This window comes from Amycolatopsis pithecellobii (assembly GCF_009707865.1).
GTDB lineage: Bacteria > Actinomycetota > Actinomycetes > Mycobacteriales > Pseudonocardiaceae > Amycolatopsis_E > Amycolatopsis_E pithecellobii.
The window spans coordinates 51,297-72,679 of record NZ_WMBA01000033.1 but is presented as its reverse complement, the minus strand read 5'-3'; the positions used below and the strand labels follow the sequence as shown (position 1 = coordinate 72,679).

Sequence of the window (21,383 nt, the reverse complement as noted above, 5' to 3'; positions counted from 1 at the left end):
GCGGCTGACGCCGCTTATGAATGCTTTCGAGGACTGATGCCAAACTATCAACCGTGCAGTTGAACGCGTGGGCGCTGACCGGTCTGGTGCTGGTCGCTGCGATGACCTTCTACCTCGGTCATCGCTCGTCGCGGTTCGCCAACACCACGCACGATTTCCTGGTCGCACGCCGGACGGTGCGCTCTCGCCGCAACGCCGCCGCCATCTCCGGCGAGTATCTGTCGGCGGCTTCGTTCCTCGGTGTCGCCGGTATCGTGCTGAAAGAAGGCGCCAACGGCCTCTGGTACCCGATCGGCTTCACCGCGGGCTACCTCGCGCTGATGCTTTTCGTCGCGGCGCCGCTGCGCCGCTCGGGCGCCTACACGCTCCCGGACTTCATCGAGGCCCGCCTCGGTTCGGTTGTGCTTCGCCGCTGCGCCACCGGTTTCGTGATCGTGATCGGCATCCTCTACCTGGTGCCGCAGTTGCAGGGCGCCGGACTCGCGCTGACCACGGTGTTGCCGTCGGTGCCACCGTGGGTGGGCGCGCTCGCGGTGACCGTGATCGTCGTCGTCAACGTGCTCGCCGGAGGCATGCGCGCGATCACCGTGGTCCAGGCCTTTCAGTACTGGCTCAAGCTGTTCGCCCTCGCGGTGCCCGCGTTCGTGCTGTGCGCGGTGTTCGTCAGCGGCGGTCACCCCGGTCCGGCCGGCGCGCTCGGCTCGCCGGCGCCGCCGCAGTTCGCCGCGGACACCACCGTCAAGATCGACGCCGACGTGAATCTGCGGGTCAACACCGTGACCCCGGTCGCCGTCCGCGGGCCGGGCGAGACAGCGGACCGGATGGTGGTCTGGGCCAAGAGCGCGACCGAGCACGTGCCGAAGGGAACCGTGCTGCGGTTCGAGGCCGGCACGCCGGTACCCGCGGTCACCGCGGCCGTTGCCGACAACGACGACTGGCTCCGGCCCGGAAACAACGGGCTTTCGGATCTGCTCCAGACCTACTCGCTGATCCTCGCGACGTTCCTCGGCACGATGGGCCTGCCGCATGTGCTGGTCCGCTTCTACACCAACCCCGACGGCAAGGCCGCCCGGCGGACCGCGGTGCATGTGTTGTTGCTGCTGGGCCTTTTCTACCTGCTGCCCACCCTGCTCGGCGCGATGTCGCGGATGTACGTGCCACAACTGCTGGTCACCGGGCAGACCGACGCCGCGGTGCTCCTGCTGCCGCAGTCGGTGATGCCGGGCGTGGGCGGGCAAATCCTCACCGCGGTGGTCATGGCGGGCGCGTTCGCGGCGTTCCTGTCCACATCGTCGGGACTGGTGGTCAGCGTCGCGGGCGTGGTGTCGACCGATCTGTTCAAGGGCCGGGTACCGGATTTCCGTTGGGCGACAGCGCTTGTCGGCATTCTCCCCGCGGTGCTCGCGCTGACGATGCGGCCGTCCGACCTTTCGCTCAGCGTCGGAATGTCCTTCGCGCTGGCCGCGTCGACGTTCTCCCCGGTACTCGTGCTCGGGATCTGGTGGCGCGGGCTGACTTGGCCGGGTGCGATGACAGGGATGATCGTCGGCGGTGGTCTGGTCCTCACCGCGCTGGTGGTGAACACGGTCGGCGGCTACACCGGGTGGCACCTGCCCTGGCTCGCCGACCAGCCCGCGCTGGTGACGGTGCCCGCCGCGTTCGCGGTGACCGTGCTGGTCAGCCTCGGGACCCGGGCGGGCCGCCCGGCTGACGTCAACGCCGTGATGTTGCGGCTGCACGCGCCCGACCCGCTCGGCTTCATGCGGGACCGGGCGGTCGCGAGGTTCGGACAGGTCGAGAGCCGGCATCGCGCGGGCCGCGGCAAGCACCGGAAGTAACAACTTACCGACTGTTCGGTTCCGTCACCCATTTGGTGGTTTGTTTTTTTGCTGCGCGCACGAGGATGCCATTCACTCGAAAGTGTTAACAACATATGGGGGCTTTAAGGGCAAGATCTACCGCAGCCATCGACCAGGACAGCCAGCGACAAGGGAAAGTGAGGTCGTCCCGTGAGCACCACCGACCAGGGTCTGCAGGCGCCAGGCCCGGGCAGCGACTGGAAAGAGGTGCAGGCGAGTCCGGACTTCGTCCAATTGCGACACCGGCTGCGCACCTTCGTCTTCCCCATGACGGTTCTGTTTCTGGCTTGGTATCTGGTTTACGTCTTGCTTGCCGCCTACGCGCCGAAGTTCATGGCGACCAAGCTCGCCGGGAACTTCAACGTAGGCCTGCTCATCGGCTTGCTGCAATTCGTCTCGACCTTTTTGATCACTTGGCTGTATGTCCGTTATGCCAACCGGAAACTCGACCCGGTCGCGGACAAGATCCGCGGCGAGGTGGAGGGCGAAAAGCTCCAGACGGTCGAAGGAGTTGGCGAGTGAAGACGCTGGCAGCGGGTGTCCAGGGCAGCAACCCGACGCTCAACATCATCATTTTCGCGATCTTCGTCGCGATCACGCTTGTCATCGTGTTCTGGGCGAGCCGCAACACCAAGACGGCGTCGGACTACTACGCCGCGGGGCGCGCGTTCACCGGTCCCCAGAACGGCATCGCGATTTCCGGCGACTACCTGTCCGCGGCTTCGTTCCTCGGTATCGCCGGGGCGATCGCGGTCAACGGTTACGACGGTTTCCTTTACTCGATCGGATTTCTGGTCGCCTGGCTGGTCGCGCTCCTGCTGGTCGCCGAACTGTTGCGCAACACCGGCAAGTTCACCATGGGCGACGTGCTCGCGTTCCGGATGAAGCAGCGTCCGGTCCGGGCCGCGGCCGCGGTGTCCACTTTGATCGTGTCGTTCTTCTACCTGCTCGCGCAGATGACCGGCGCCGGTGGTCTGGTCAACCTGCTCCTCGGGGTGCAGGGCAATGTCGGGCAGGACATCGTGATCGCCGTCGTCGGTGTGATCATGGTGCTGTACGTGCTGATCGGCGGGATGAAGGGCACCACCTGGGTACAGATCATCAAGGCCGCACTGCTGATCGTCGGCGCGCTCGCGATGACCCTGTGGGTGCTCGGCAAGTACGGCTTCAACTTCTCCAGCCTGCTGCAGCACGCCGTCGATCGCGCCGGCGGCGGGGCGAAGGGCGAAGCACTTCTCGGGCCGGGCAAGCAGTACGGCAAAACCGGGACGTCCAAATTGGACTTCCTGTCGCTGGGTATCGCGCTGGTACTGGGCACCGCGGGCCTGCCGCACGTGTTGATGCGTTTCTACACGGTGCCGACCGCGCGCGAGGCCCGGAAGTCCGTGGTGTGGGCGATCGTGCTGATCGGTGTCTTCTACCTGTTCACTCTCGTGCTCGGCTACGGCGCGGGCGCGCTGGTGGGCGCGGACAAGATCAGCAAGGCACCCGGCACGACGAACTCGGCCGCCCCGTTGCTGGCGCTCGAACTCGGTGGCCCGGTGCTGCTCGGGTTCATCGCCGCGGTCGCGTTCGCGACGATCCTGGCCGTGGTCGCCGGCCTCACGATCACCGCGTCGGCCTCGTTCGCGCACGACGTGTACGCCAACGTGATCAAGAAGGGCAAGGTCGACAGCAAGGCCGCCGAGGTGCGCGTCGCCCGGATCACCGCGCTGGTGATCGGTGCGGTGGCGATCGTCGGTGGCATCCTCGCCAAGAGTCAGAACGTCGCGTTCCTGGTGGCGCTGGCGTTCGCGGTGGCGGCGTCGGCGAACCTGCCGACGATCCTGTACTCGCTGTTCTGGAAGCGGTTCAACACCCGGGGCGCGCTGTTCAGCATCTACGGTGGCCTGGTCGTCACCATCGTGCTGATCGTCTTCTCGCCCGCGGTGTCCGGTGAGTCCACGTCGATGATCAAGGGCGCGGACTTCGCCTGGTTCCCGCTGTCCAACCCGGGCCTGGTGTCCATCCCGGTCTCGTTCTTCCTCGGCTGGCTCGGCACCGTCCTGTCGACGGAGAAGACCGACGAGAAGTACGCGGAGATGGAGGTGCGCGCGCTGACCGGTGCGCACGCCGAGAAGGCCACGGCCCACTGACGCCTTACTCGCACGGAACGGGGGCGCGTGGGAAACTGGCCAGGTGAATCAGGTTCCCACCGCTTCCGTTTCCGAACTTCCCGCCGAGAACGTCACGCTGCTCGATGTGCGAGAGGACAACGAGTGGAGCGCCGGGCATGCCCCCGGCGCGGTCCACATCCCGTTGGGTGAGCTGCCTGCCCGCGTCAGTGAACTCCCCGAGGATCAGCCGCTGTACGTGGTGTGCCGCTCGGGCGGCCGGTCCGCGCGGGCGACGGCCTGGTTGAACGCGAGCGGCTGGGACGCGGTGAACGTCGACGGCGGCATGAAGTCGTGGCACGCCGAAGGGCATCCCGTGGTGAGCGAGCAGGCGGGCGCCGAGCCGGAGATCCTCTAGGCCCCGCATGCAACCCGGCCGATACCACTACCGCCCGCGCGTGCGCTGGGTGGCGTCACCGCCGCCCGGTGCGGTGCCGCCGCGCCGGGCGAAACCGGCCGAGCGCTACACCGGCCCGCCCGCGTATCCGGTGGCACCACGCTGGGGTTTCCCGAACCTGACCTGGCGCGAGCCCACGCTCGTGCCGGGCACCCCGTCGAGTTACCCGCCCCCGGTGCAGCGGGTGCGGCTGTTGTCCCGCAATGCCGTGACGATCCTGTGGTTTCTGGCGGGGCTCGCGCTCATCGGTGCGGTCGCCGAGTTCTGGCGGTACGTGCTGCTGGTGATCAGCCGGGACGCCGCGCTCAGTAGCGGCGTGGTCGCGATGTCGGATGCGCTGGAGATCGTCTCCTCGCTGCTGACGGCGGTGTTCGGGGTGCTCGCCCTCGCGTCGACGTTGTGGTGGCTGGTGATCACCCGCCAGGCCGCTGCCGACGAGTCCGGGCACGAACCGCCGCGCGCCACCTCGCAGGTGCTGGTCGGCGTGCTGGTGCCGGGGTTGAACCTGGTGATGGCCGGCTCGATCCTCGCCGAACTGGAGCACGCTGTCCTGCGCCGCTCACCGTCACAGCGGCCGAGGCCGTCGCGGCTCGTGCTCGCGTGGTGGGCCGCCTGGGTGCTCAACGCGATGCTGATGATCCTGGTGCTGGTCTGGCGATTCCGTGGCGGGGTGCAGGCGCAGGCGGACGGGGTGTTCCTGAGCGGGCTGCTCGACACGTCGGCCGCGCTGCTCGCGGTGCTGACGGCGGTTGTGGTGCACCGGCTGACGAGCCTGCTCGCGCCGGTCTCGCTGGACCGGCTGCGGGTGCGGCGGGTCGTCGCGGTGAAAGGCGCGCCGGCGCCGCGGCTGCGACCGGTCAGGCCCACGACGTCACGCTGACACGGGCAACGTCCGCAGGCCGCGGATCACGAACTCGGGGCGCCGCTGCGGTTCGCCGGCGAGTTCGAGTTCGGGCATCCGGGTGACGAGCGCGCGCAACGCCGCGGCGATCTCCATCCGGGCCAGCGGAGCGCCGACGCAGTAGTGAATTCCGGCGCCGAAACCCAAGTGCTGGTTGGATTTCCGTCCGATGTCGAGGGTGTCCGGTGCGGCGAACACCGCGGGATCGCGGGCGGCGGCACCGAGCAACGCGGCGACCTTTTCGCCTTTCGCGACACGGAAACCGGCGATCTCGACGTCCTCGGTCGCAGTGCGCTCGAACAGTTGCAGCGGCGAGTCGAACCTGATGAGCTCCTCGACCGCACTGTCCACAAGCGACAGATCTGTGCGCAGGCGCCGCCATTGGTCCTGGTGCCGCAGGAGCGCCCACACGCCGTTGCCGATGACGTTGACCGTCGCCTCGTGACCCGCCATCAGCAGCAGGACCGCGGTGGCCACCACCTCGTCACCGGTGAGTTCGCTGCGCACCAGGTCGCTCACCAGATCCTCACCCGGCTGTCGGCGGCGTTCTTCGGTGATGTCACGCAGATAACCCGCGAACTCCCCGGCGGCACGCTCGGCTGCTTCGCGTCCCGCGGGCGGCAAGCCGTACTCGTACATCTTCACGATCGCGTTCGACCACGGGACAAGCCGCGGCCGGTCAGCCTCGGGAATGCCGAGCAGCTCGGCGATCACCGCGACCGGCAAGGGTTGCGCGAGGTGTTCGAGCAGATCCCCTTCGCGGCGCTCAGCCAGTTCCGCCACCATCGCCTCCGCGAGCCGGTGCACGGTCGGCCGCAGCCGTTCCACATGTCCGCGCCCGAAGGCGCCCGCGATCGACCGCCGCAACCGGGTGTGTGCCGGAGGTTCGTTCTCCAGCAAGGAATTCCGGTGCAGCAGGTTGAAGGAGACGAACTGCTCGGCCGGTTGCGCGTCCGACCAGATCCGGCCCAGCGCCCGATGCCGCAACACCGCCGACGCGGCCCCGTGCGACACCGCGATGGCGAGCCCCAGCCCGTCGTGCCGGTGCACCTCGCCCGCCGCCCGCAATCGGGCGAACTCCGGATACGGATCGACGAGAAACACCGGGTCACGGGGATCGAACACCCGCCGACACTAGCCCGCTCGCGGGTTCGGTAGCGTCTGCGGCCAAGCCGTTCGAGGAGGGCACATGGGTAAGGCCGCGCGCAAGAAGAACAAGGCGCCGAAGGTGCGCGAAGTGTTCGTGGCGCAGCCTTTCGAGGGGCTGGCCGCCGAGCCGGAGCTGGTCGCGTTGCGCGAGTTCGTCCCGTCCGCGACGGCGCCGCTGACGCTCACCGAGGGACGTGAGGTCACGCTCGCCACCGTGCTGCCGGGCGCCGCGGCCGCGTTCGTGCGCAGCGACGAGCGGGTGTTCGTCGGCCTCCAGGTGCAGACCCGCTCGTCCGACATCAGCCGCGACCTCGGCCGCGCGCTCAAGTGGGCCCTCGATGCCAAGCCCGGCGACGTGCTCTCCGTGCCGGACACCACGACGCCCGGCGGCGAAGGCGAGCGCCTGCAGGACCTCCTGGTCGCCGATGCGCAGCTCGACGTCACCCTGCACGCGAACTTCGACTGGTGGCTGCCTGAGGACACCGACGCCGAAGGCGAAGTCAAGCTCTCGCTGGACCGTGCCAACGAGGCGATCATGCCGACCGAGCGTCTCGGCCGCGGCTCGTACTGGGTGCTCGCCGGGGAGAAGGCGCATCTGCGCTGGGTCCGCCCCGAACCGGAGAACGCCCTGCTGCAAGCGCTTGCGCGGCTGTCGGCCGCGGGCACACTCGGGCTCGGCGAGGGCTCCCGCTACGCCGGTTCCTTCCGTGCGCACGGGCTGCTGGTGCCGGTGTGGGATCTCGACTCCGAGGCGCACGCCCGCGAGTGGGCCGAGCCCGCCGCGCAGCTCGGCGCCCGCCTCGACGAAGCGCTGGCCTCCCTCGACGCCGAACCGCTCAACACCGCCGAGCGCCGGGCTCGAGACGGTCTGATCGGCCGCCAGCTGACCCTGCGGTGATCCTGCACATCTGCCCGGAGGCGGATTGGGCCCGCACGACGCGCGCCTACTACTCGCGGTCGCTGGACACGGTCGGCTTCATTCACTGTGCCGATCCGGGCACCGCGCATCTGCCCGCCAATGCGCTCTACGCCGGCCGCACCGACCTGCTACTGCTGGAGATCGACCCGGCCTGCCTCGACGTTCCGGTCCGCTGGGAAGAGGGCAATCCCCCGCACCCAGCCCGTATCTGGTTCCCGCACGTCTACGGTCCGATCCGGGTGGACGCGGTCGTCGGGGTGCATCCGTTCCCGCCCGAACCCGACGGAACCTTCAAACTTCCGGCCGCCATCGCCAACCGGGAACCACCGCCGAACGTCCCCTGACCAGAGCAATCGCGAGGGGACTGCCATGCGAGGAGCTACCGTGACCACGACCGTGCCGGTCGCGGGGAGGGAAACGGTGATGGCAGGGGAGTTCACGGACTTCGAGGAGTTCGTGCACGCCAGCCTGCCCGGATTACTCCGCTATGGGCACGCGCTCACCGGTAACCCGCATGACGCGGCCGACCTGGTGCAGACGGTGCTGGAGAAGATCGGCTCGCGGTGGACGCACGTCCAGCGCAAGACCGGTGACCCGCTCGCCTACACCCGCCGGTCCATGGCGAACGCGCACATCAGCCGGTGGCGCCGGACCCGTCGCGAGAACCTCGTCGCCGACGTCCCCGACGCCGCTACGACCCCGGCGACGGATCCGTTCGAGCACGAACCGCTGTGGCAGGCCTTACGTGAATTACCGCCAAGGCAACGCGCGGTCATCGTGCTGCGTTACTACGACGAACTGTCCGAAGCCGAGATCGCGCAGACGCTGGGCATCAGCCAGGGCACGGTGAAGAGCCAGGCCAGCAAGGCGATCGCCAACCTGCGGAGCAAGATCACCGGAGGGAGGGAAGTGGGTTGACCGACCCGGACGAGCTCGACACCGAGCTGCGCCGGTTGTTCGGCGACGAGCGCCTGGCCGTGGGCGCGGACGAGGACGCCCCGGCGCGCATCGTCGCCGGTGCACGCCGGATCCGGCGGCGCCGCGCCGCGGTGACCGCGACCAGCGGTGCGCTCACCGTCGCGGCACTGGTCACCGCCGGGCTGTTCTTCGGCCCGTTGCGCGCCACGCACACGAACACGGCCGCACCCGTCGAGCAGCCGACACTGAGCAGCAACGGCACGTCCGCACCGGCCAGCTCGATCCCGCTCAACCCGCCGCCGGGTAGCAGCCCCACGTCCGAGCCGCCAGCCAGCAGCCCGGAATCGGCATCGCCACCGCAGTCATCCACTTCGCGAACCGCCCAGACCAAACCGACGACTCCGACGTCGTCACGCAGCCAGACCCCGCCGCCGGCGGTGTCCGGGCCCGTCCTCGGCCCCAGCGGCTACGGCAAGCTCACGCTCGGCATGTCGTTCACGGACGCCAAGAACAGCGGGCTGCTGGCGAACGCCGACACCCCGCCGAACGGCTGCACGAACTACAAGCTCGCCGAGGGATCGTCAGGCGTCAGCTCCGTGACGATTTCGGACACCGGCGGCGTCGTCGGGTTCGCTGCGACCGGCGCGCACACGCCCGAACGGATCCGCGTCGGTTCCCCCAAGGACGATCTGGAGGCCGCCTACCCGAACCTGAGCAAGAGCGGCAACGGGTACACCGCCGCCGCCGGCTCCGGTGCGAGCTACGTCTTCTCCGTGGACAGCAACCAGAACCGCGTCACCGCGGTCTCGCTGGTCGCCGCCAACTCCTGCTGACTAAAGCGCCCCGCCTGCCACAGCCGGCATGGCCGAGTCGCCACTTGCCCCCGGCTGCTCGCGGGACAGCCAGGTCTCCACGTCGAACAGGTTGCCGTTGCCGCGCTTGACGACGTTGAGCAGCGTGGTCATCGTGCTGACCTCTTCGACCTGCTCCTTGAGGAACCACTGCAGGAACTGCTCGCCCTGGTAGTCGTCCTCTTCGCGGGCGGTCTTGAGCAGCGTCCGGAAGTCCGCGGTGACGGCCTTCTCCTGCTCGAGCGCCAGCTCGACCAGTTCGACGGGCTCGGTGAAATCGTTGCGTACCTCGCCGGTGCCCGGGATTTCCACGTGATGGTCCGTGTCCATCAGATACCGCGTGACGGCGAGTGCGTGATTGCGCTCTTCCAGTGCCTGGCGGTAAAAGAACTTCGCCAGCTGCGGCAGGTCCGAGTTGTCGAACCAGACCGCGATCGCGACGTATTGCTGCGAGGCGTTGAACTCGTTGTACACCTGCTGTTGCAGCAGCTCATAGAACTTGGATCGGGGTTCTTTCCGCTTGATGGCCATGTGCTCAGAATAGGCGATGAGAAATTCGTCCGGCCACCTGGACCTGGTAATTTCCGCCTTATACGGTTAGGCTTACCCAATAATAGGGAAACCTAATTCGGTAAGGCTTTCCTAATTGCTGATCCGACCGAAAGTAGGCGGATACGGTCCGGAGTCGACCTGCTCGCAGGAACCTGTTTCCGCCGTGGCTGCCGTCGGATCAGCAACGCATGACACAGTCCATTCAATCGATCGGGTCGCGTGCGATCGGGCACGACATACAGCGCGGGCCGCCTCGTCCGGAGCCCAGCTCCGAGCCCGCGATCGGCAGCACCTCAAGACCTGCTTCCTCGAGCCGGGCATTGGTTTCCGCGTTGCGCTCGTAGCCCACGACCACACCTGGCGCTAGCGCGAGGGTGTTGTTGCCGTCGTCCCACTGCTCGCGCTCGGCGGTGACCGGGTCGAGCCCGGTGTCGATGACACGCAGCTTCTCGATCCCCATCGCCTCGGCCGCCGCGTGCAGGAACGGCTCCGGGCCGCTGACGTTCAGCGAACCGTCGCCGGCGGGGCGCATCGTGAACGCGACGAGGGAGTCGCGCGCCAGCGGATACATCACCACGGCGTCGCGATCGACCATCGTGCACACCGTGTCCAGGTGCATCGTGGCGCGCTCCTGCGCGATCGGCACGGCAAGCACCGTATGCGCCAGATCGTCGGCGAAGACCGACCGCGCCAGCGATTCCGCGCCTGCCGCGGTGGTCCGCTCGCCGACCCCGACGGCCAGCACACCCGGCGCGAGCAGCATGACATCCCCACCCTCGACCGGCGCCGAGTGCGCGCCATAAGCGCGGGCGGCCCGCCGGAACCGCGGGTGATAGGCGTAGATCAGGTCGAACAGGGCCGTCTCGCGACGGCGGGCGGGCATCGCGAGCGACGAGATCGCCACCCTGTCCGCGATCCACACCGACGAATCGCGGGTGAACAGCAGATTCGGCAGCGGGTCGATGGCGAAGTCGTGCGGCCGGTGCATTTTCCGCACCAGCGAAGCGCCCTCCGCGGCGGGCAGCTCTTCGAAGGTGAGCCCGCCGGTCAGCACCTCGGCCAGCGTGCCCGCGTCGACTCCGGACAGGTAGGAGCGCAACGAGTCGGCCAGCGTCTGCCCCAGGTGCCGCTCGTCGACCGCTGCGTGCACCCCGGCCGTATGCGCCCGGTCGTCCTCGAGCGCGGCGCGCAGCACGTCGGCCAGCAGCAGGACCTCGACACCACGGCCGCGCAGCACGTCGGCGAACGCGTCGTGCTCCTGTTGCGCCCGGTCCACCCAGGGGATCGAGTCGAACAGCAGCTGGTCGTTGTTGCGCGGGGTGAGCCTTTTGAGCTCGTTACCCGGCCGGTGCAACAGCACGGCACGCAGCGGCCCGACCTCGCTGTCCACCCTCGGTTCGCTCGCCATGCCCCGCAGATTACGGCAGGAACGCCACGTGTCCCTTCGCCAGCGAGTACCCGACGAACGAGACCACGTCGAGGATCGTGTGCGCGACGACGAGCGGCCACAACCGGTTGGTCCGCTGCCACACCCGGCCGAACACCAGACCCATGATCAGGTTCCCGACGAACCCGCCGAAGCCCTGGTAGAGGTGGTACGACCCGCGCAGCACGGCCGCCGCGAGCAGCGACGTGTTCTCACGGAACGCCAGCTGCCGCAGGCGGGTCAGCAGGTAGCCGATGACGAGCATCTCCTCCGCGAAGGCGTTGCCGAACGCCGACAGCGTGAGCACGATCGGCCGCCACCAGGTGTCGCCCAGCGTGGAAGGCGAGACGGCCAGGTTGAGGCCGAGCTTCCAGCCGACGAAATACAACGCGAGGCCCGGAATCCCGATCAGCGCGGCGAGCCCGCCGCCCCACAGCAGGTCGCGACGGCGCCAGCCCAGCCCCACCGACCGCAGCCGGAACCCGGCGCGGACCAGCAGATACGCACCGAGCGCGCCCCAGCAGACCAGCTGCACGACGCTCAGCAACTGTGCGAGCAGATCGAGCAGGCTCTGCGCGGCCTGTGGTGCGTTGAGCGCGACGTGCTGGCGGCTCAGTGGTGTCGGCTGGAGCAACGAGTCCAGCAGCGACACCAGGCTGCGCGCCCCCGACAACCCGAGCGTGATGCCGAAGACGATCACCAGCTCCAGCTTGATACGCCGTCGCTCGGCCTCGTCCGTCACGAGTTCGGGCAGGTCAGGACGTTCCGGACGGAACCAGTCTCGGGCGAGCGACGTCACCCGCGCACGCTACCTTCGATCCTCATGGCACCGAACATAGCGACGGCGGACCGGGTCGGACGTGAAGAACTGCTGGAGTTCCTGCGTCCCCGGCACCGCGCCATCCTGATGACCACCCGCGCGGACGGCACGCCGCAGCTCTCGCCGGTCACCGCCGGTATCGACACCGAGGGCCGGTTCGTCGTCTCGACCTATCCGAAACGCGCCAAGGCGGTCAACGCGCGCCGCAACCCGGCGGTGTCCGCGTGCGTCGTCTCCGACGAGTGGAACGGTCGCTACGTCCAGATCGACGGGCGGGCCGAGGTGCTCGACATGCCCGACGCAGTGGAGCCGCTCGTCGAATACTTCCGGTGCATCTCCGGTGAGCATCCCGACTGGGACGAGTACCGCGCCGCTATGCGCAAGCAGAACAAGAGCCTGATCCGGGTCACGATCGATCGCTGGGGCCCGATCGCGAAGGGCGGTTTCCCACCGGAGCTTGCCTAGCCTTTGTGTTGCCGCGCAAGGAAAGGACAGCCTACGAGGCGGCGCATCTCGCTGCCGAGCTCCGCCGGATCCGACACCGGCCGCGAGAACGCCAGCCGGACGTCGTGGTCCTCGGTGCCGGTCTCGACCCGCAGCCGCAGGCCGAACCGGTCGAGCCCGAGCGGGCGGATGTGCCCGCCGCGCAGTTCCTCCGGCACATGCCTGGCCAGGTCCGCGACGACGTCGGCGTGCTCCTGGTCGAGATGCCGTAACCAGGTGGTCTCGTACTCGGCGAACGGGTCCGGGCTCGCCGCGCTGAACATGTGTGGCCGCAGGGAATGCGTGCCCTCGGCGTCGGCGAGCACGAGGGAGGCCGGGGTGAGACGCAGCAGGCTCATCCCGTGACCGAGATCGAGCAGCCGGTGATCCGGCCTGGTCTCGGCGATCGCGACGGCACGGGCACGCGCGGCGGCGTGGCCGAGCGGCCGGAGCCAGCCGGTGATCCACAGCAGCCCGCGCACCGGTTCGCGCAGCTCGACCGGGGCGTGATCGGTGAGTTCCAGCATCACGGCGACCTCGGCGTCGGCGGCCCTCGTCAGCAGTGGGTGCCCGTCGGGCAGCAGGATGCTCACGCTCCCGCTGGTGTGCACGTGGTGCAGCTCGGGCACGACACGCGCACCGTCGCTGGGGCCGGTCGGGACGAGCGAGCTGCCACAGTCGCGGACGGCGATCGTCTTGGCGCGCTCAGCCGGTGCCGGTGCGGGCGGTCGACGGGTTGAAGCCTGAGTCACGAGCCACCTCCTAGTTAGGTGAGCCTAACCTACATTGCGGGAAAGGGGAAGTGAGCCTGTGTGTGTCCGGCCTGCGGACCCGTGTGTCCGGTTGTCGTACGCTACTAGCGTGTCCCTTGTGTCAAGCGCTGTGGAACTCACGCCCCCCGGCCCCCGTGGAATTCCTCCCCTCTTCGCGCGGCTTGTCGACGACTCGGCGCTGTTCCCGCCAGGTACCGCGACGATGCCTGATGCGCTCCGGGCACATTTCGCCGCGCGGGCCGGGGACCACGCCGGGCTCCTCGGCGTCTTCCTTTGCCAGGCCTCGCGCCTGCCGGAGCTCATCACCGAACTGATCAAGGTGAAGCCGAAGCAGCCCCTGCCCCTTTCGCTCATCATCGACACCGGGCTCGGCGGGGTGCCGAAGGCGATTTCGATCGTCGAGTCCCGCAGCGAACTGCTTTCGCTGCGCATGGTGGAGATGCCCGCACCGTCCGATGTGGACGAAGTGTGGCTGGAGCGGGTGTCGGAATTCGTGCCGGAGGACGTGATCCGCGTCGTCGAGCCGCGCCGGGGAGTGGGGTGGCTCGACGGGGTGCGCAAGGTGATCGAGCACGGCAGCTGGCCGAAGATCCGCTGCGGTGGAGTGTCGAGCGAAAACTTTCCGAGCATCGACGAGGTCGCCGATTTCCTTGCCGTGCTGGGCGGCGCCACCGGCGCGTCGTTCAAGGCGACCAACAGCCTGCACCGCGCGGTCCGTCACCTGGACCCGGAGACGGGCATCGAGCATCACGGCTTCCTGAACCTGCTGGTCGCGGTCGCGCGTTCGTTATCGGGCGGCGACGTGCGGCAAGCGCTTTCCTCGACCGACGAGCAGCAGCTCGCGGACGAGGCGCGCGGGCTGTCGGAACAGGCGGCGAAGGCGGTACGCGCGTCGTTCGCTTCCTACGCGTCCGCGAGTTTCACCGAGCCGGTCGCCGATCTCGAGGCGCTCGGGCTGCTGTGACCGCAGAGGGGTCGCTCACCCTCGACCGCGGGCTGGCGCTGCTGCAGGCGGTGGCCGACGCGGGTGCCGAGGCGACCACCATCTCCGAGCTCGCGGCGAGCATCGGCGCGAGTCGTGCGGCGGTGTACCGGCTGCTGGTGCCGCTGTCCGAGCGGGGCCTTGTCCGCCGCGACGGCAGCAAGGTCCGCCTCGGCGTCGGCGTGCTGCGACTGGCCGGGCAGGTCGTCCCACAGTTGCGTGAGGTGGCGCGCCCGGCGTTGCGGGCGCTGGCGGAATCCTCGGGTGCGACCGCGCACCTGTCGATCGCCGAGGGCGACGAGGTCGAGTCGGTGGTGGTCGTCGAACCGTCGTGGACGAACCTGCACGTGGCCTACCGGGTCGGGGTCCGGCAGCCGATTGGCGTCGGCGCGGCGGGCAAAGCGCTGACGCTGCGCCAGGGCAGCCGGGCCTGGGCCACGTCGAAGGGGGAGGTGCAGCACGGGGTCGCCGGGCTGGCTGCCCCCGTGCGGGGCGTGCCGGGGCTGCGGGCGAGTGTCGGTGTGGTGGCGCTGGGCACCATCAGGGCGGAAACCGTGGGGCCGCAAGTGGTCGAGGCCGCCGCGGAACTGGCGGCCGCACTCAGCTAGCGCTTACCGCCTGCCACAGCGCGACGAGCGCGAGGCCGGTGAAGACGAACCCGGCGGCGCGCTGGATCAGCTTCGGCCGGATCCGGCTGCGGATCTTCTGGCCCACGAACACCGCGATCCCGGCGACCGCGATCAGCGCGGCGAACGCGCCGACCGCCACGGCGACCGGCTGCCCGTAACGTGCGGTGAGCCCGGCCGTCGCGAGTTGCGAGGCGTCGCCCCATTCGGCGGCGAACAGGACACCGAACGAGGTCACCGCGGACCGCAGGAAGGTGGCCGGGCGCGGTCCGGACCGGGACGCGTCCTCCTCGCCACCACCGGCCGCGAAGCCCTCCCGCAGCAGCATGAAGGCGCCGAGCCCGAACAACGCGGCGACCACACCGGCCACCACGTTGTCCGGCAGCAAAGTGAGCGCATGCCCGAACAGAACGGCGACGGCACATTGCACGGCGAATGCGACGGCGACGCCGGTGAATACCGGCCATGCGCGGAATCGCGTGGTCAGCACGAGTGTCGCGACCAGGGTCTTGTCTGGTAGTTCCACCACCAGTACCAGGGCGAACGCGCTGACCAGTGCCAGCAGTGCGGTGCTCATCGCGGGTCTTTTCCCCCTTTCACTGCAACGGTAAAGGTGATTCCCGGAAAATGCGAGCAGATGGGAAATGCGAATTGATGGTTGAGCCGCCGGTGGAATTGTTTTTTCGGCGCGCCGAAACCGCTTTTCCGGCGCGGCCGGGACCTAGGTCCCGGCGAGATCAGGACCGAGGGACCTGACGCGCGCCCGCGCGCGTGAGCAGGCTGGAGTCGTGGACGTACTCCAGCTGGCGAGGTGGCAGTTCGGGATCACGACCGTCTACCACTTCCTCATGGTGCCGCTGACGATCGGGCTGTCCGTGCTGGTCGCGGGCATGCAGACGGCGTGGGTGCTTACCGGGCACCGGCGCTACTACGAGATGACCAAGTTCTGGGGCAAGCTGCTGCTGGTCAACTTCGCGATGGGCGTGGTGACGGGCATCGTGCAGGAATTCCAGTTCGGGATGAACTGGAACGCCTACTCGCGGTTCGTCGGCGACGTGTTCGGCGCCCCGCTCGCGATGGAGGGGCTGGTCGCGTTTTTCGTCGAGTCGACCTTCCTCGGGTTGTGGATCTTCGGCTGGGGCCGGCTGCCGAAGAAGGTGCACCTGGCGTGCGCGTGGGCGTTCTCGCTCGCGACGGTCGCGTCCGCGTACTTCATCCTGGCGGCGAACTCGTGGATGCAGCATCCCGTCGGGGTGGATCTCGTCAACGGGAAGCCGACGATGCGGTCGATCTGGGCGGTGCTGACGAACAACACCGCGCTCGCTGCGATCCCGCACACTGTCGCCGGCGCGTTCTCGGTCGCCGCCGCGTTCATCGTCGGTGTCGCCGGGTGGCACCTGTGGCGCAAGCGCAACACCGACGACGAGCACCGCGCGACGTGGCGGACTTCGCTGCGGCTCGGCGGGTGGGTCGGGGTGGTGGCGTTCGCGGTCCTCGCGATCACCGGTGACCAGCAGGGCAAGCTGATGTTCCAGCAGCAGCCGATGAAGATGGCGTCGGCGGAGGCGTTGTGCCACACCGAACAGCCGGCGAGCTTCTCGATCATCGCGATCGGTGACGTGTCGTCGAGAAACTGTGAGAGCGTCAAGACCTTCACCGTGCCGGCGCTGTTGTCCTTCCTGGCACACAACGATTTCAAGACGCAGGTGACAGGTGTTGAGGATCTGATCGGGCAGTACCAGGCGAAGTACGGAACGAACTACCCGGACGATCCGGCGCTGGGTCCGCTGGCCGGGAAGCCGATCGACTACGTGCCGAACCTGCCGGTGACCTACTGGGGTTTCCGGGCGATGATCGGGTTCGGTGCCATCGGGGCGGGGATCGGTGTGCTGGCCCTGTGGGTCACGCGCCGCGACCGCATCCCGGAGTCCAAGTGGTTCCCGCGGCTGGTGCTGTTGGGTATCGCGACGCCGTATATCGGCAACAGCGCGGGCTGGATCTTCACCGAGATGGGCAGACAGCCGTTCGTCGTGGCGCCGAACCCGTCCGGGGTGGACGGGGTGTGGATGTTCACCGCGCGCGCCGTGTCGAACCTTTCGGTCGGCGAGGTGTGGACGTCGCTGGTGTCGCTGGGCGTGTTGTACCTGGCGCTCGGGGTGGTCGAGGTGTTCCTCGTGCGCAAGTACGTCCGTGGCGGGATCGAAGGCGTGCTGCCGCCTCCGCCGGAACCCAAGCAGGACAAGGGTTCTGACTCCGGCTCTGGCGACTCACTCGCCTTCGCCTATTAGGGGGCTGGCCTGCGCGATGTGGATAACTCAGGCACCTGTGCACAAGATTGTGGATAACCCTGTGGAGGAGCGATGAGCCTCGAAACCCTGTGGTTCTGCATCATCGTGTTCTTCTGGCTCGGCTACCTGTTCCTCGAAGGGTTCGACTTCGGCGTCGGCATGTTGCTGCCGGTGCTCGGACGCGACGACACCGAGCGCCGGGTCATGATCAACACGATCGGGCCCGTGTGGGACGGCAACGAGGTGTGGATCATCGTCGCCGCCGGGGCGACCTTCGCCGCGTTCCCCGGCTGGTATGCCTCGCTCTTCTCCGGCGCGTACCTGCCGTTGCTGCTCGTGCTGCTCGCCCTGATCGGGCGCGGGGTCGCGTTCGAGTACCGCGGCAAGGTCGACTCGGCTCGCTGGCGCCGCACCTGGGACCGGGTGATCATGATCGGCTCCTGGGTACCGCCGTTCGGGGTCGGGTTGCTGCTCACCACCACCGTGCTCGGCCTGCCACTCGACGCGCGCGGCGACCGGATCGGGTCGGCGTTCGAGGCCTTCCGCTGGGACACCGTGCTCGGCGCGCTCGCCGTCACCGGATTCTCGCTCGTGCACGGCGCGGCGTTCCTCGCCCTCAAGACCGGCGGTGAACTGCGGGAACGTGCCCGTCGGCTGGCCATCCGGCTGCTCCCCGCCGCGCTCGCCCCACTTGTCGCCCTGCTGCTGATCGTGCAGGTCCGCGACGGTGCATTGTGGACAGTCGTGCCGCTCGTGATCGCGCTCGTCGCCGCGGCCATCGCCTGGGTCAGGCTGGTCGCCGACCGCGACGGTCAGGCGTTCGCCGCGCTGGGGGTGACCATCGCGGCGGCCGTCGTGACCATGTTCGGCGCGCTCTACCCGGACGTGCTCCCGTCCACTGTGGACCCAGCGAACTCGTTGACCGTCACGAACGCCGCGTCGAGTCACTACACCCTGGGAGTCATGACCTGGATCGGCGCGTTCGGCGCTCCCGCCGTGCTCGTCTACCAGGGCTGGACGTACTGGGTGTTCCGCAAACGCATCAGCGTCACCCATATCCCACCGGTGCACACCCCATGAGCTTTCCCGGCCGCACCGCCCTTCCCGCCAAAGTGTCCACAATGGACACGGTGCGTCCGGGAAAGGGACCGCTCGGCGCGCTGCCCGCACTTTCCGCGGCCGCGCGCCGGGCGCTTGCCCTCGCCGCATTCCTTGCCCTGCTCAACGCCGCCGCGCTGGTGGCACAAGCCTTCCTGCTCGCGTCGGCCTGCGCGACCATCATCGCCGCCCATCCATTGCCGGCTGCTGAACTGGCCGCGCTCGCCGCCGTGGTACTCGCCCGCGCGCTGATCACGTGGGCGATGCGCGTGGTCGCCGCCCGCGCGGCCGCCGGGGCCAAGGAGGAGCTGCGCGCGAAAACCGTCGACCACGCGCTCGGCCTCGGTCCGGAATGGCTTGCCGAGCGAGGCCCCGCGCAGCTGACTGCCTTGGCCACCAGGGGACTTGACGCGCTCGACGCCTACTTCACCGAGTATCTGCCCGCGCTGGTGACCGCCGCGGTCGTCCCACTGGGTGCCGGTGCGGCGATCCTGTTCGCCGACTGGCCGTCCGCGGTGATCATCGCGCTGACCGTGCCGTTGCTGCCGCTGTTCGCGATCCTCGTCGGCAAGTACACCGCCGCCCGCTCGGCCGCCGCGACCGACGCGTTGCACCGGCTTTCCGGGCAGCTGCTGGAACTTGTGCGGGCACTGCCCGTGCTCGCGGCGTTCCGGCGGGCGGAGGCGCAAGCCGAAACCGTCCGGCTGGTTTCCGAACGGCATCGCCGCGCCACCGTGCGAACCCTCAAAGTCGCGTTCTCGTCGGCGTTCGTGCTGGAACTGGCGGCGACGTTGTCGGTGGCGCTGGTGGCGGTCCTCATCGGCGTCCGGCTCGTCGCGGGTGACCTGCCACTCGCGATCGGCCTCGGCGTCCTGATCCTCGCTCCCGAGTGCTACCAGCCATTGCGCTCGGTCGGCGCGGCTTTCCACGCGAGCGAGGACGGGGTGGAGGCGGTGCGCCGGGTAACTGATGTCCTTGCGCAGCCTGCCATTCCCGGCGGCACGGTGGTCCCCGAGCCAGGCGAGATCCGCGTCGACGGGCTGAAAGTGCTGCGCCGCAACGGTTTCGCGCCGGACGGGGAGTCGTTTGTCGTGCGGCCCGGCGAGATCACGTGGCTGCGCTCGCCGAGCGGCGCCGGGAAATCGACGACCCTCGCGGTGCTGCTGGGATTCGTGCGACCCGCCGGTGGCAGCGTCACCATTTCGGACGTCGAGCTCCGGGATGTCCGGATGCCGCTGTTCCGGCGTGGCGTCGCCTGGGTGCCGCAGTCGCCGGTGTTCACCAGCGAAACGGTGCGCGAGGAGCTCGACAGTGTGCGGCCGGAGTTACTTGCCGAGCTGAACCTCGCGGGCCTGGAGTCCGCGCGCTTGGATCAGCTGTCCCTCGGCCAGCGGCAGCGGGTCGCGGTCGCCAGGGCACTGACGCGCCGTGATGCGTGGCTGCTCCTGCTCGACGAGCCGACCGCCCACCTCGACGCCGACAACGCCGCCCGCGTCATGGCCGCCATCGACGACGCCCGCCGTCGGGGCGCCGCGGTGGTGATCGCCGCCCATCACCGTGCGGACCACACTGCCGAACCGGCGCCGCAACCAGCGGCACCGGTGGCACCAAGAGCTGCCGTCCCGGAGGCGTCTCCATCAGCAACCGTGCATCGCCGGCTCGTCGGAAAGCGCTTTCTCGCCGGCGCGCTCCTCGGGGCGCTCGCACTCGTCGCCGGTCTCGCGTTGACTGCGACCTCCGGCTGGCTGATCGCCAAAGCCGCGCAGCAGCCGCCCATTTTGACCCTCACCGTGGCCGTCGTGGGCGTGCGGGCCTTCGGGCTCGGCCGGGCCGTTCTCCGTTACGCCGAGCGCCTCACCACCCATGACGCGGCGTTCCGGATCGCCGGACGGTTGCGTGTCGATCTGTGGAACACCTTGGTACGCCTGGGACCCGCGCACAGCCTCCGGCACGGCGAAAGTCAGCGACGGCTCGTCACCGACGTCGACACTGTCCGCGACCTGTTGCCCCGCGTGTTCACCCCGCCACTCGTCGCCGCCATCGTGCTGGTCTGCGCGATCATCGTGCAGACGATCCTCTTGCCGGCAGCGGGAATCGTGCTCGCGGTCGCTGTGCTGCTCGGGGCCGTGGCGGGACCACTGCTCGCCCTGCGGCTCGAACGCCGCGCGACCTCCGCGCTCGCGGACGGCCGCCGCGCCGTGCACGCCAAGGTGCTTGACCTGTTCGAAACCGCCGCCGAGCTGCTGGCCTTCGACCGCTACCGCACCCGCCGCGCCGAGCTCGCCGCACTTGACACCGAACTCGTCGCCAAGGCGCGGCGGCAGGCGTTCGGCGCCGGTGCCGCCGACGGTTTCATCGTCCTGCTCACCGGGCTGGCCGCCGTCGCCGGCACCTGGCTCGCGGCCGGCCGCCTCGACGCCGCGCTCGTGCCCGTCGTCGCACTGGTTCCGCTCGCACTCGCGGAGGTCCTCGCCATGCTGCCGCCCGTCGTCCAGCAATGGGACACGCTGCGTGGCGCCCGCGCGCGGTTGGACATCGAGCCGCCGCCGGTCGCGCAACCCGAACGTGGCGAACACGTCGTGTTGCGTGGCGATATCGCGTGGCCCCAAGGGGAACCGGTCCTGCGCGACGTCGATCTGGAGATACCCGACGGCACGCAGGTGGCGGTGGTCGGCGAATCGGGCGCGGGGAAATCCACGCTGCTGGCCGCGCTCCTGGGTTTCCTCACGCCGCAGCACGCGATCGTCCCCGCCGAGATCGCTTGGGCACCCCAGGACCCGCAACTGGTGTCGACGACCGTCGCGGAAAACCTCCGGCTCGCCGACCCGCACGCGACCGACGCGCAACTCACCGAAGCCTTGCGCCTCGTCTGTCTCGACCTGCCACTCGACACCATGCTCACCAGCGCGGGCAGCGGTCTGTCCGGTGGTCAGGCACAACGCCTCGCGCTCGCGCGCGCCCTGGTTGCGGCGCCGAAATCGAGGCTGGTGCTCCTCGACGAGATCACTGCTCACATCGATGAGCAGACGTCGAGAGCGCTGCTCTCGAATCTTCGCACCGCACTCGCCGGACACACCGTCGTCCGGGTGACGCACCAACCGGACGAAGCGGCCGAGGCCGACGTGGTGCTGGAGGTCCGCGACGGTCGCGTCCACACCCGGGTTCCGGAAGGCGTCTACTCTTGACAT

21 protein-coding genes are annotated in these 21,383 nt (G+C 69.0%); 15 read left to right on the top strand and 6 right to left on the bottom strand.

Features of this window, described 5'->3' with window-relative positions; all coding sequences use genetic code 11:
* Positions 1-53: 53 nt before the first annotated feature.
* The 5 genes from GKO32_RS20825 (at position 54) to GKO32_RS20805 (ending at position 5,289) form a co-directional block, all read left to right on the top strand.
* Complete coding sequence (locus GKO32_RS20825) at positions 54-1,838, top strand: sodium/solute symporter (RefSeq protein WP_312868246.1); 1,785 nt, start codon at positions 54-56, stop codon at positions 1,836-1,838.
* 171 nt (positions 1,839-2,009) lie between these two features.
* Positions 2,010-2,381, top strand: a complete 372-nt coding sequence (locus GKO32_RS20820) for a DUF485 domain-containing protein (protein ID WP_312868245.1) — start codon at positions 2,010-2,012, stop codon at positions 2,379-2,381.
* Positions 2,378-3,994, top strand: coding sequence for a monocarboxylic acid transporter (locus tag GKO32_RS20815; protein ID WP_312868244.1), 1,617 nt, complete (start codon positions 2,378-2,380; stop codon positions 3,992-3,994). Before GKO32_RS20820 ends, GKO32_RS20815 begins: the two co-directional genes overlap by 4 nt.
* Positions 3,995-4,037: 43 nt before the next feature.
* Positions 4,038-4,370: a rhodanese-like domain-containing protein gene (locus GKO32_RS20810; RefSeq protein WP_312868242.1), complete on the top strand. Its 333-nt coding sequence runs from the start codon at positions 4,038-4,040 to the stop codon at positions 4,368-4,370.
* A 7-nt stretch (positions 4,371-4,377) separates the two neighbouring features.
* Positions 4,378-5,289 (top strand): DUF4328 domain-containing protein, encoded by a 912-nt coding sequence (locus tag GKO32_RS20805; RefSeq protein ID WP_154758541.1) that lies wholly within the window; start codon positions 4,378-4,380, stop codon positions 5,287-5,289.
* Here the strand turns inward: GKO32_RS20805 and GKO32_RS20800 are convergent.
* Complete coding sequence (locus GKO32_RS20800; protein WP_312868240.1) at positions 5,281-6,435, bottom strand: cytochrome P450; 1,155 nt, start codon at positions 6,433-6,435, stop codon at positions 5,281-5,283. The two genes, GKO32_RS20805 and GKO32_RS20800, sit on opposite strands and share 9 nt — an antisense overlap.
* 64 nt (positions 6,436-6,499) lie before the next feature.
* Between GKO32_RS20800 and GKO32_RS20795 the strand changes: the two genes are divergently transcribed.
* The 4 genes from GKO32_RS20795 to GKO32_RS20780 all read left to right on the top strand — a co-directional run bounded on the left by GKO32_RS20795 (position 6,500) and on the right by GKO32_RS20780 (position 9,129).
* On the top strand, positions 6,500-7,357 hold the full coding sequence (locus tag GKO32_RS20795) for a DUF5926 family protein (protein WP_154758540.1): 858 nt from the start codon (positions 6,500-6,502) through the stop codon (positions 7,355-7,357).
* Positions 7,354-7,722, top strand: a complete 369-nt coding sequence (locus GKO32_RS20790; protein ID WP_312868239.1) for a DUF952 domain-containing protein — start codon at positions 7,354-7,356, stop codon at positions 7,720-7,722. Before GKO32_RS20795 ends, GKO32_RS20790 begins: the two co-directional genes overlap by 4 nt.
* A gap of 79 nt (positions 7,723-7,801) precedes the next feature.
* Positions 7,802-8,296 (top strand): SigE family RNA polymerase sigma factor, encoded by a 495-nt coding sequence (locus tag GKO32_RS20785; RefSeq protein WP_154758568.1) that lies wholly within the window; start codon positions 7,802-7,804, stop codon positions 8,294-8,296.
* On the top strand, positions 8,293-9,129 hold the full coding sequence (locus tag GKO32_RS20780; protein WP_154758539.1) for a superantigen-like protein SSL4: 837 nt from the start codon (positions 8,293-8,295) through the stop codon (positions 9,127-9,129). The genes GKO32_RS20785 and GKO32_RS20780 overlap by 4 nt, the downstream gene beginning before the upstream one ends.
* Here GKO32_RS20780 and GKO32_RS20775 read toward each other — a convergent pair whose 3' ends face one another.
* The 3 genes from GKO32_RS20775 to GKO32_RS20765 all read right to left on the bottom strand — a co-directional run bounded on the left by GKO32_RS20775 (position 9,130) and on the right by GKO32_RS20765 (position 11,924).
* Positions 9,130-9,678, bottom strand: a complete 549-nt coding sequence (locus tag GKO32_RS20775) for a ferritin (protein WP_154758538.1) — start codon at positions 9,676-9,678, stop codon at positions 9,130-9,132.
* A 223-nt stretch (positions 9,679-9,901) separates the two neighbouring features.
* Positions 9,902-11,089, bottom strand: coding sequence for an arginine deiminase (locus tag GKO32_RS20770; RefSeq protein WP_312868249.1), 1,188 nt, complete (start codon positions 11,087-11,089; stop codon positions 9,902-9,904).
* 28 nt (positions 11,090-11,117) lie between these two features.
* Positions 11,118-11,924: a CPBP family intramembrane glutamic endopeptidase gene (locus GKO32_RS20765; protein WP_312868238.1), complete on the bottom strand. Its 807-nt coding sequence runs from the start codon at positions 11,922-11,924 to the stop codon at positions 11,118-11,120.
* A gap of 24 nt (positions 11,925-11,948) precedes the next feature.
* On the opposite strand from GKO32_RS20765, the gene GKO32_RS20760 reads away from it, so the two are divergent.
* Positions 11,949-12,410 carry a PPOX class F420-dependent oxidoreductase gene (locus GKO32_RS20760; protein WP_154758536.1) on the top strand — a complete coding sequence of 154 codons (462 nt, stop codon included), beginning with the start codon at positions 11,949-11,951 and terminating at the stop codon, positions 12,408-12,410.
* Here GKO32_RS20760 and GKO32_RS20755 read toward each other — a convergent pair.
* Entirely contained in the window at positions 12,407-13,180 is a 774-nt protein-coding gene (locus GKO32_RS20755; RefSeq protein ID WP_312868237.1) for a DUF2470 domain-containing protein, read from the bottom strand. The two genes, GKO32_RS20760 and GKO32_RS20755, sit on opposite strands and share 4 nt — an antisense overlap.
* Positions 13,181-13,310: 130 nt before the next feature.
* Between GKO32_RS20755 and GKO32_RS20750 the strand changes: the two genes are divergently transcribed.
* Complete coding sequence (locus GKO32_RS20750; protein ID WP_312868248.1) at positions 13,311-14,165, top strand: hypothetical protein; 855 nt, start codon at positions 13,311-13,313, stop codon at positions 14,163-14,165.
* The gene (locus tag GKO32_RS20745; RefSeq protein ID WP_312868236.1) at positions 14,162-14,791 is read left to right on the top strand and encodes a helix-turn-helix domain-containing protein; all 630 of its coding nucleotides are present in this window, start codon (positions 14,162-14,164) and stop codon (positions 14,789-14,791) included. The genes GKO32_RS20750 and GKO32_RS20745 overlap by 4 nt, the downstream gene beginning before the upstream one ends.
* On the opposite strand, the gene GKO32_RS20740 is transcribed toward GKO32_RS20745, so the two are convergent.
* Entirely contained in the window at positions 14,784-15,386 is a 603-nt protein-coding gene (locus GKO32_RS20740) for a TMEM165/GDT1 family protein (RefSeq protein ID WP_166459667.1), read from the bottom strand. The two genes, GKO32_RS20745 and GKO32_RS20740, sit on opposite strands and share 8 nt — an antisense overlap.
* A 211-nt stretch (positions 15,387-15,597) precedes the next feature.
* Here GKO32_RS20740 and GKO32_RS20735 point away from each other — a divergent pair, with 211 nt between their 5' ends.
* The 3 genes from GKO32_RS20735 to cydD all read left to right on the top strand — a co-directional run bounded on the left by GKO32_RS20735 (position 15,598) and on the right by cydD (position 21,380).
* A complete protein-coding gene (locus GKO32_RS20735; RefSeq protein ID WP_312868235.1) occupies positions 15,598-17,097 on the top strand; it encodes a cytochrome ubiquinol oxidase subunit I in 1,500 nt (499 codons plus the stop codon).
* A gap of 72 nt (positions 17,098-17,169) precedes the next feature.
* Positions 17,170-18,177, top strand: a complete 1,008-nt coding sequence (gene cydB, locus GKO32_RS20730; protein WP_154758535.1) for a cytochrome d ubiquinol oxidase subunit II — start codon at positions 17,170-17,172, stop codon at positions 18,175-18,177.
* 41 nt (positions 18,178-18,218) lie between these two features.
* Positions 18,219-21,380, top strand: a complete 3,162-nt coding sequence (gene cydD, locus GKO32_RS20725; protein WP_154758562.1) for a thiol reductant ABC exporter subunit CydD — start codon at positions 18,219-18,221, stop codon at positions 21,378-21,380.
* The last annotated feature ends 3 nt before the right edge of the window (positions 21,381-21,383 follow it).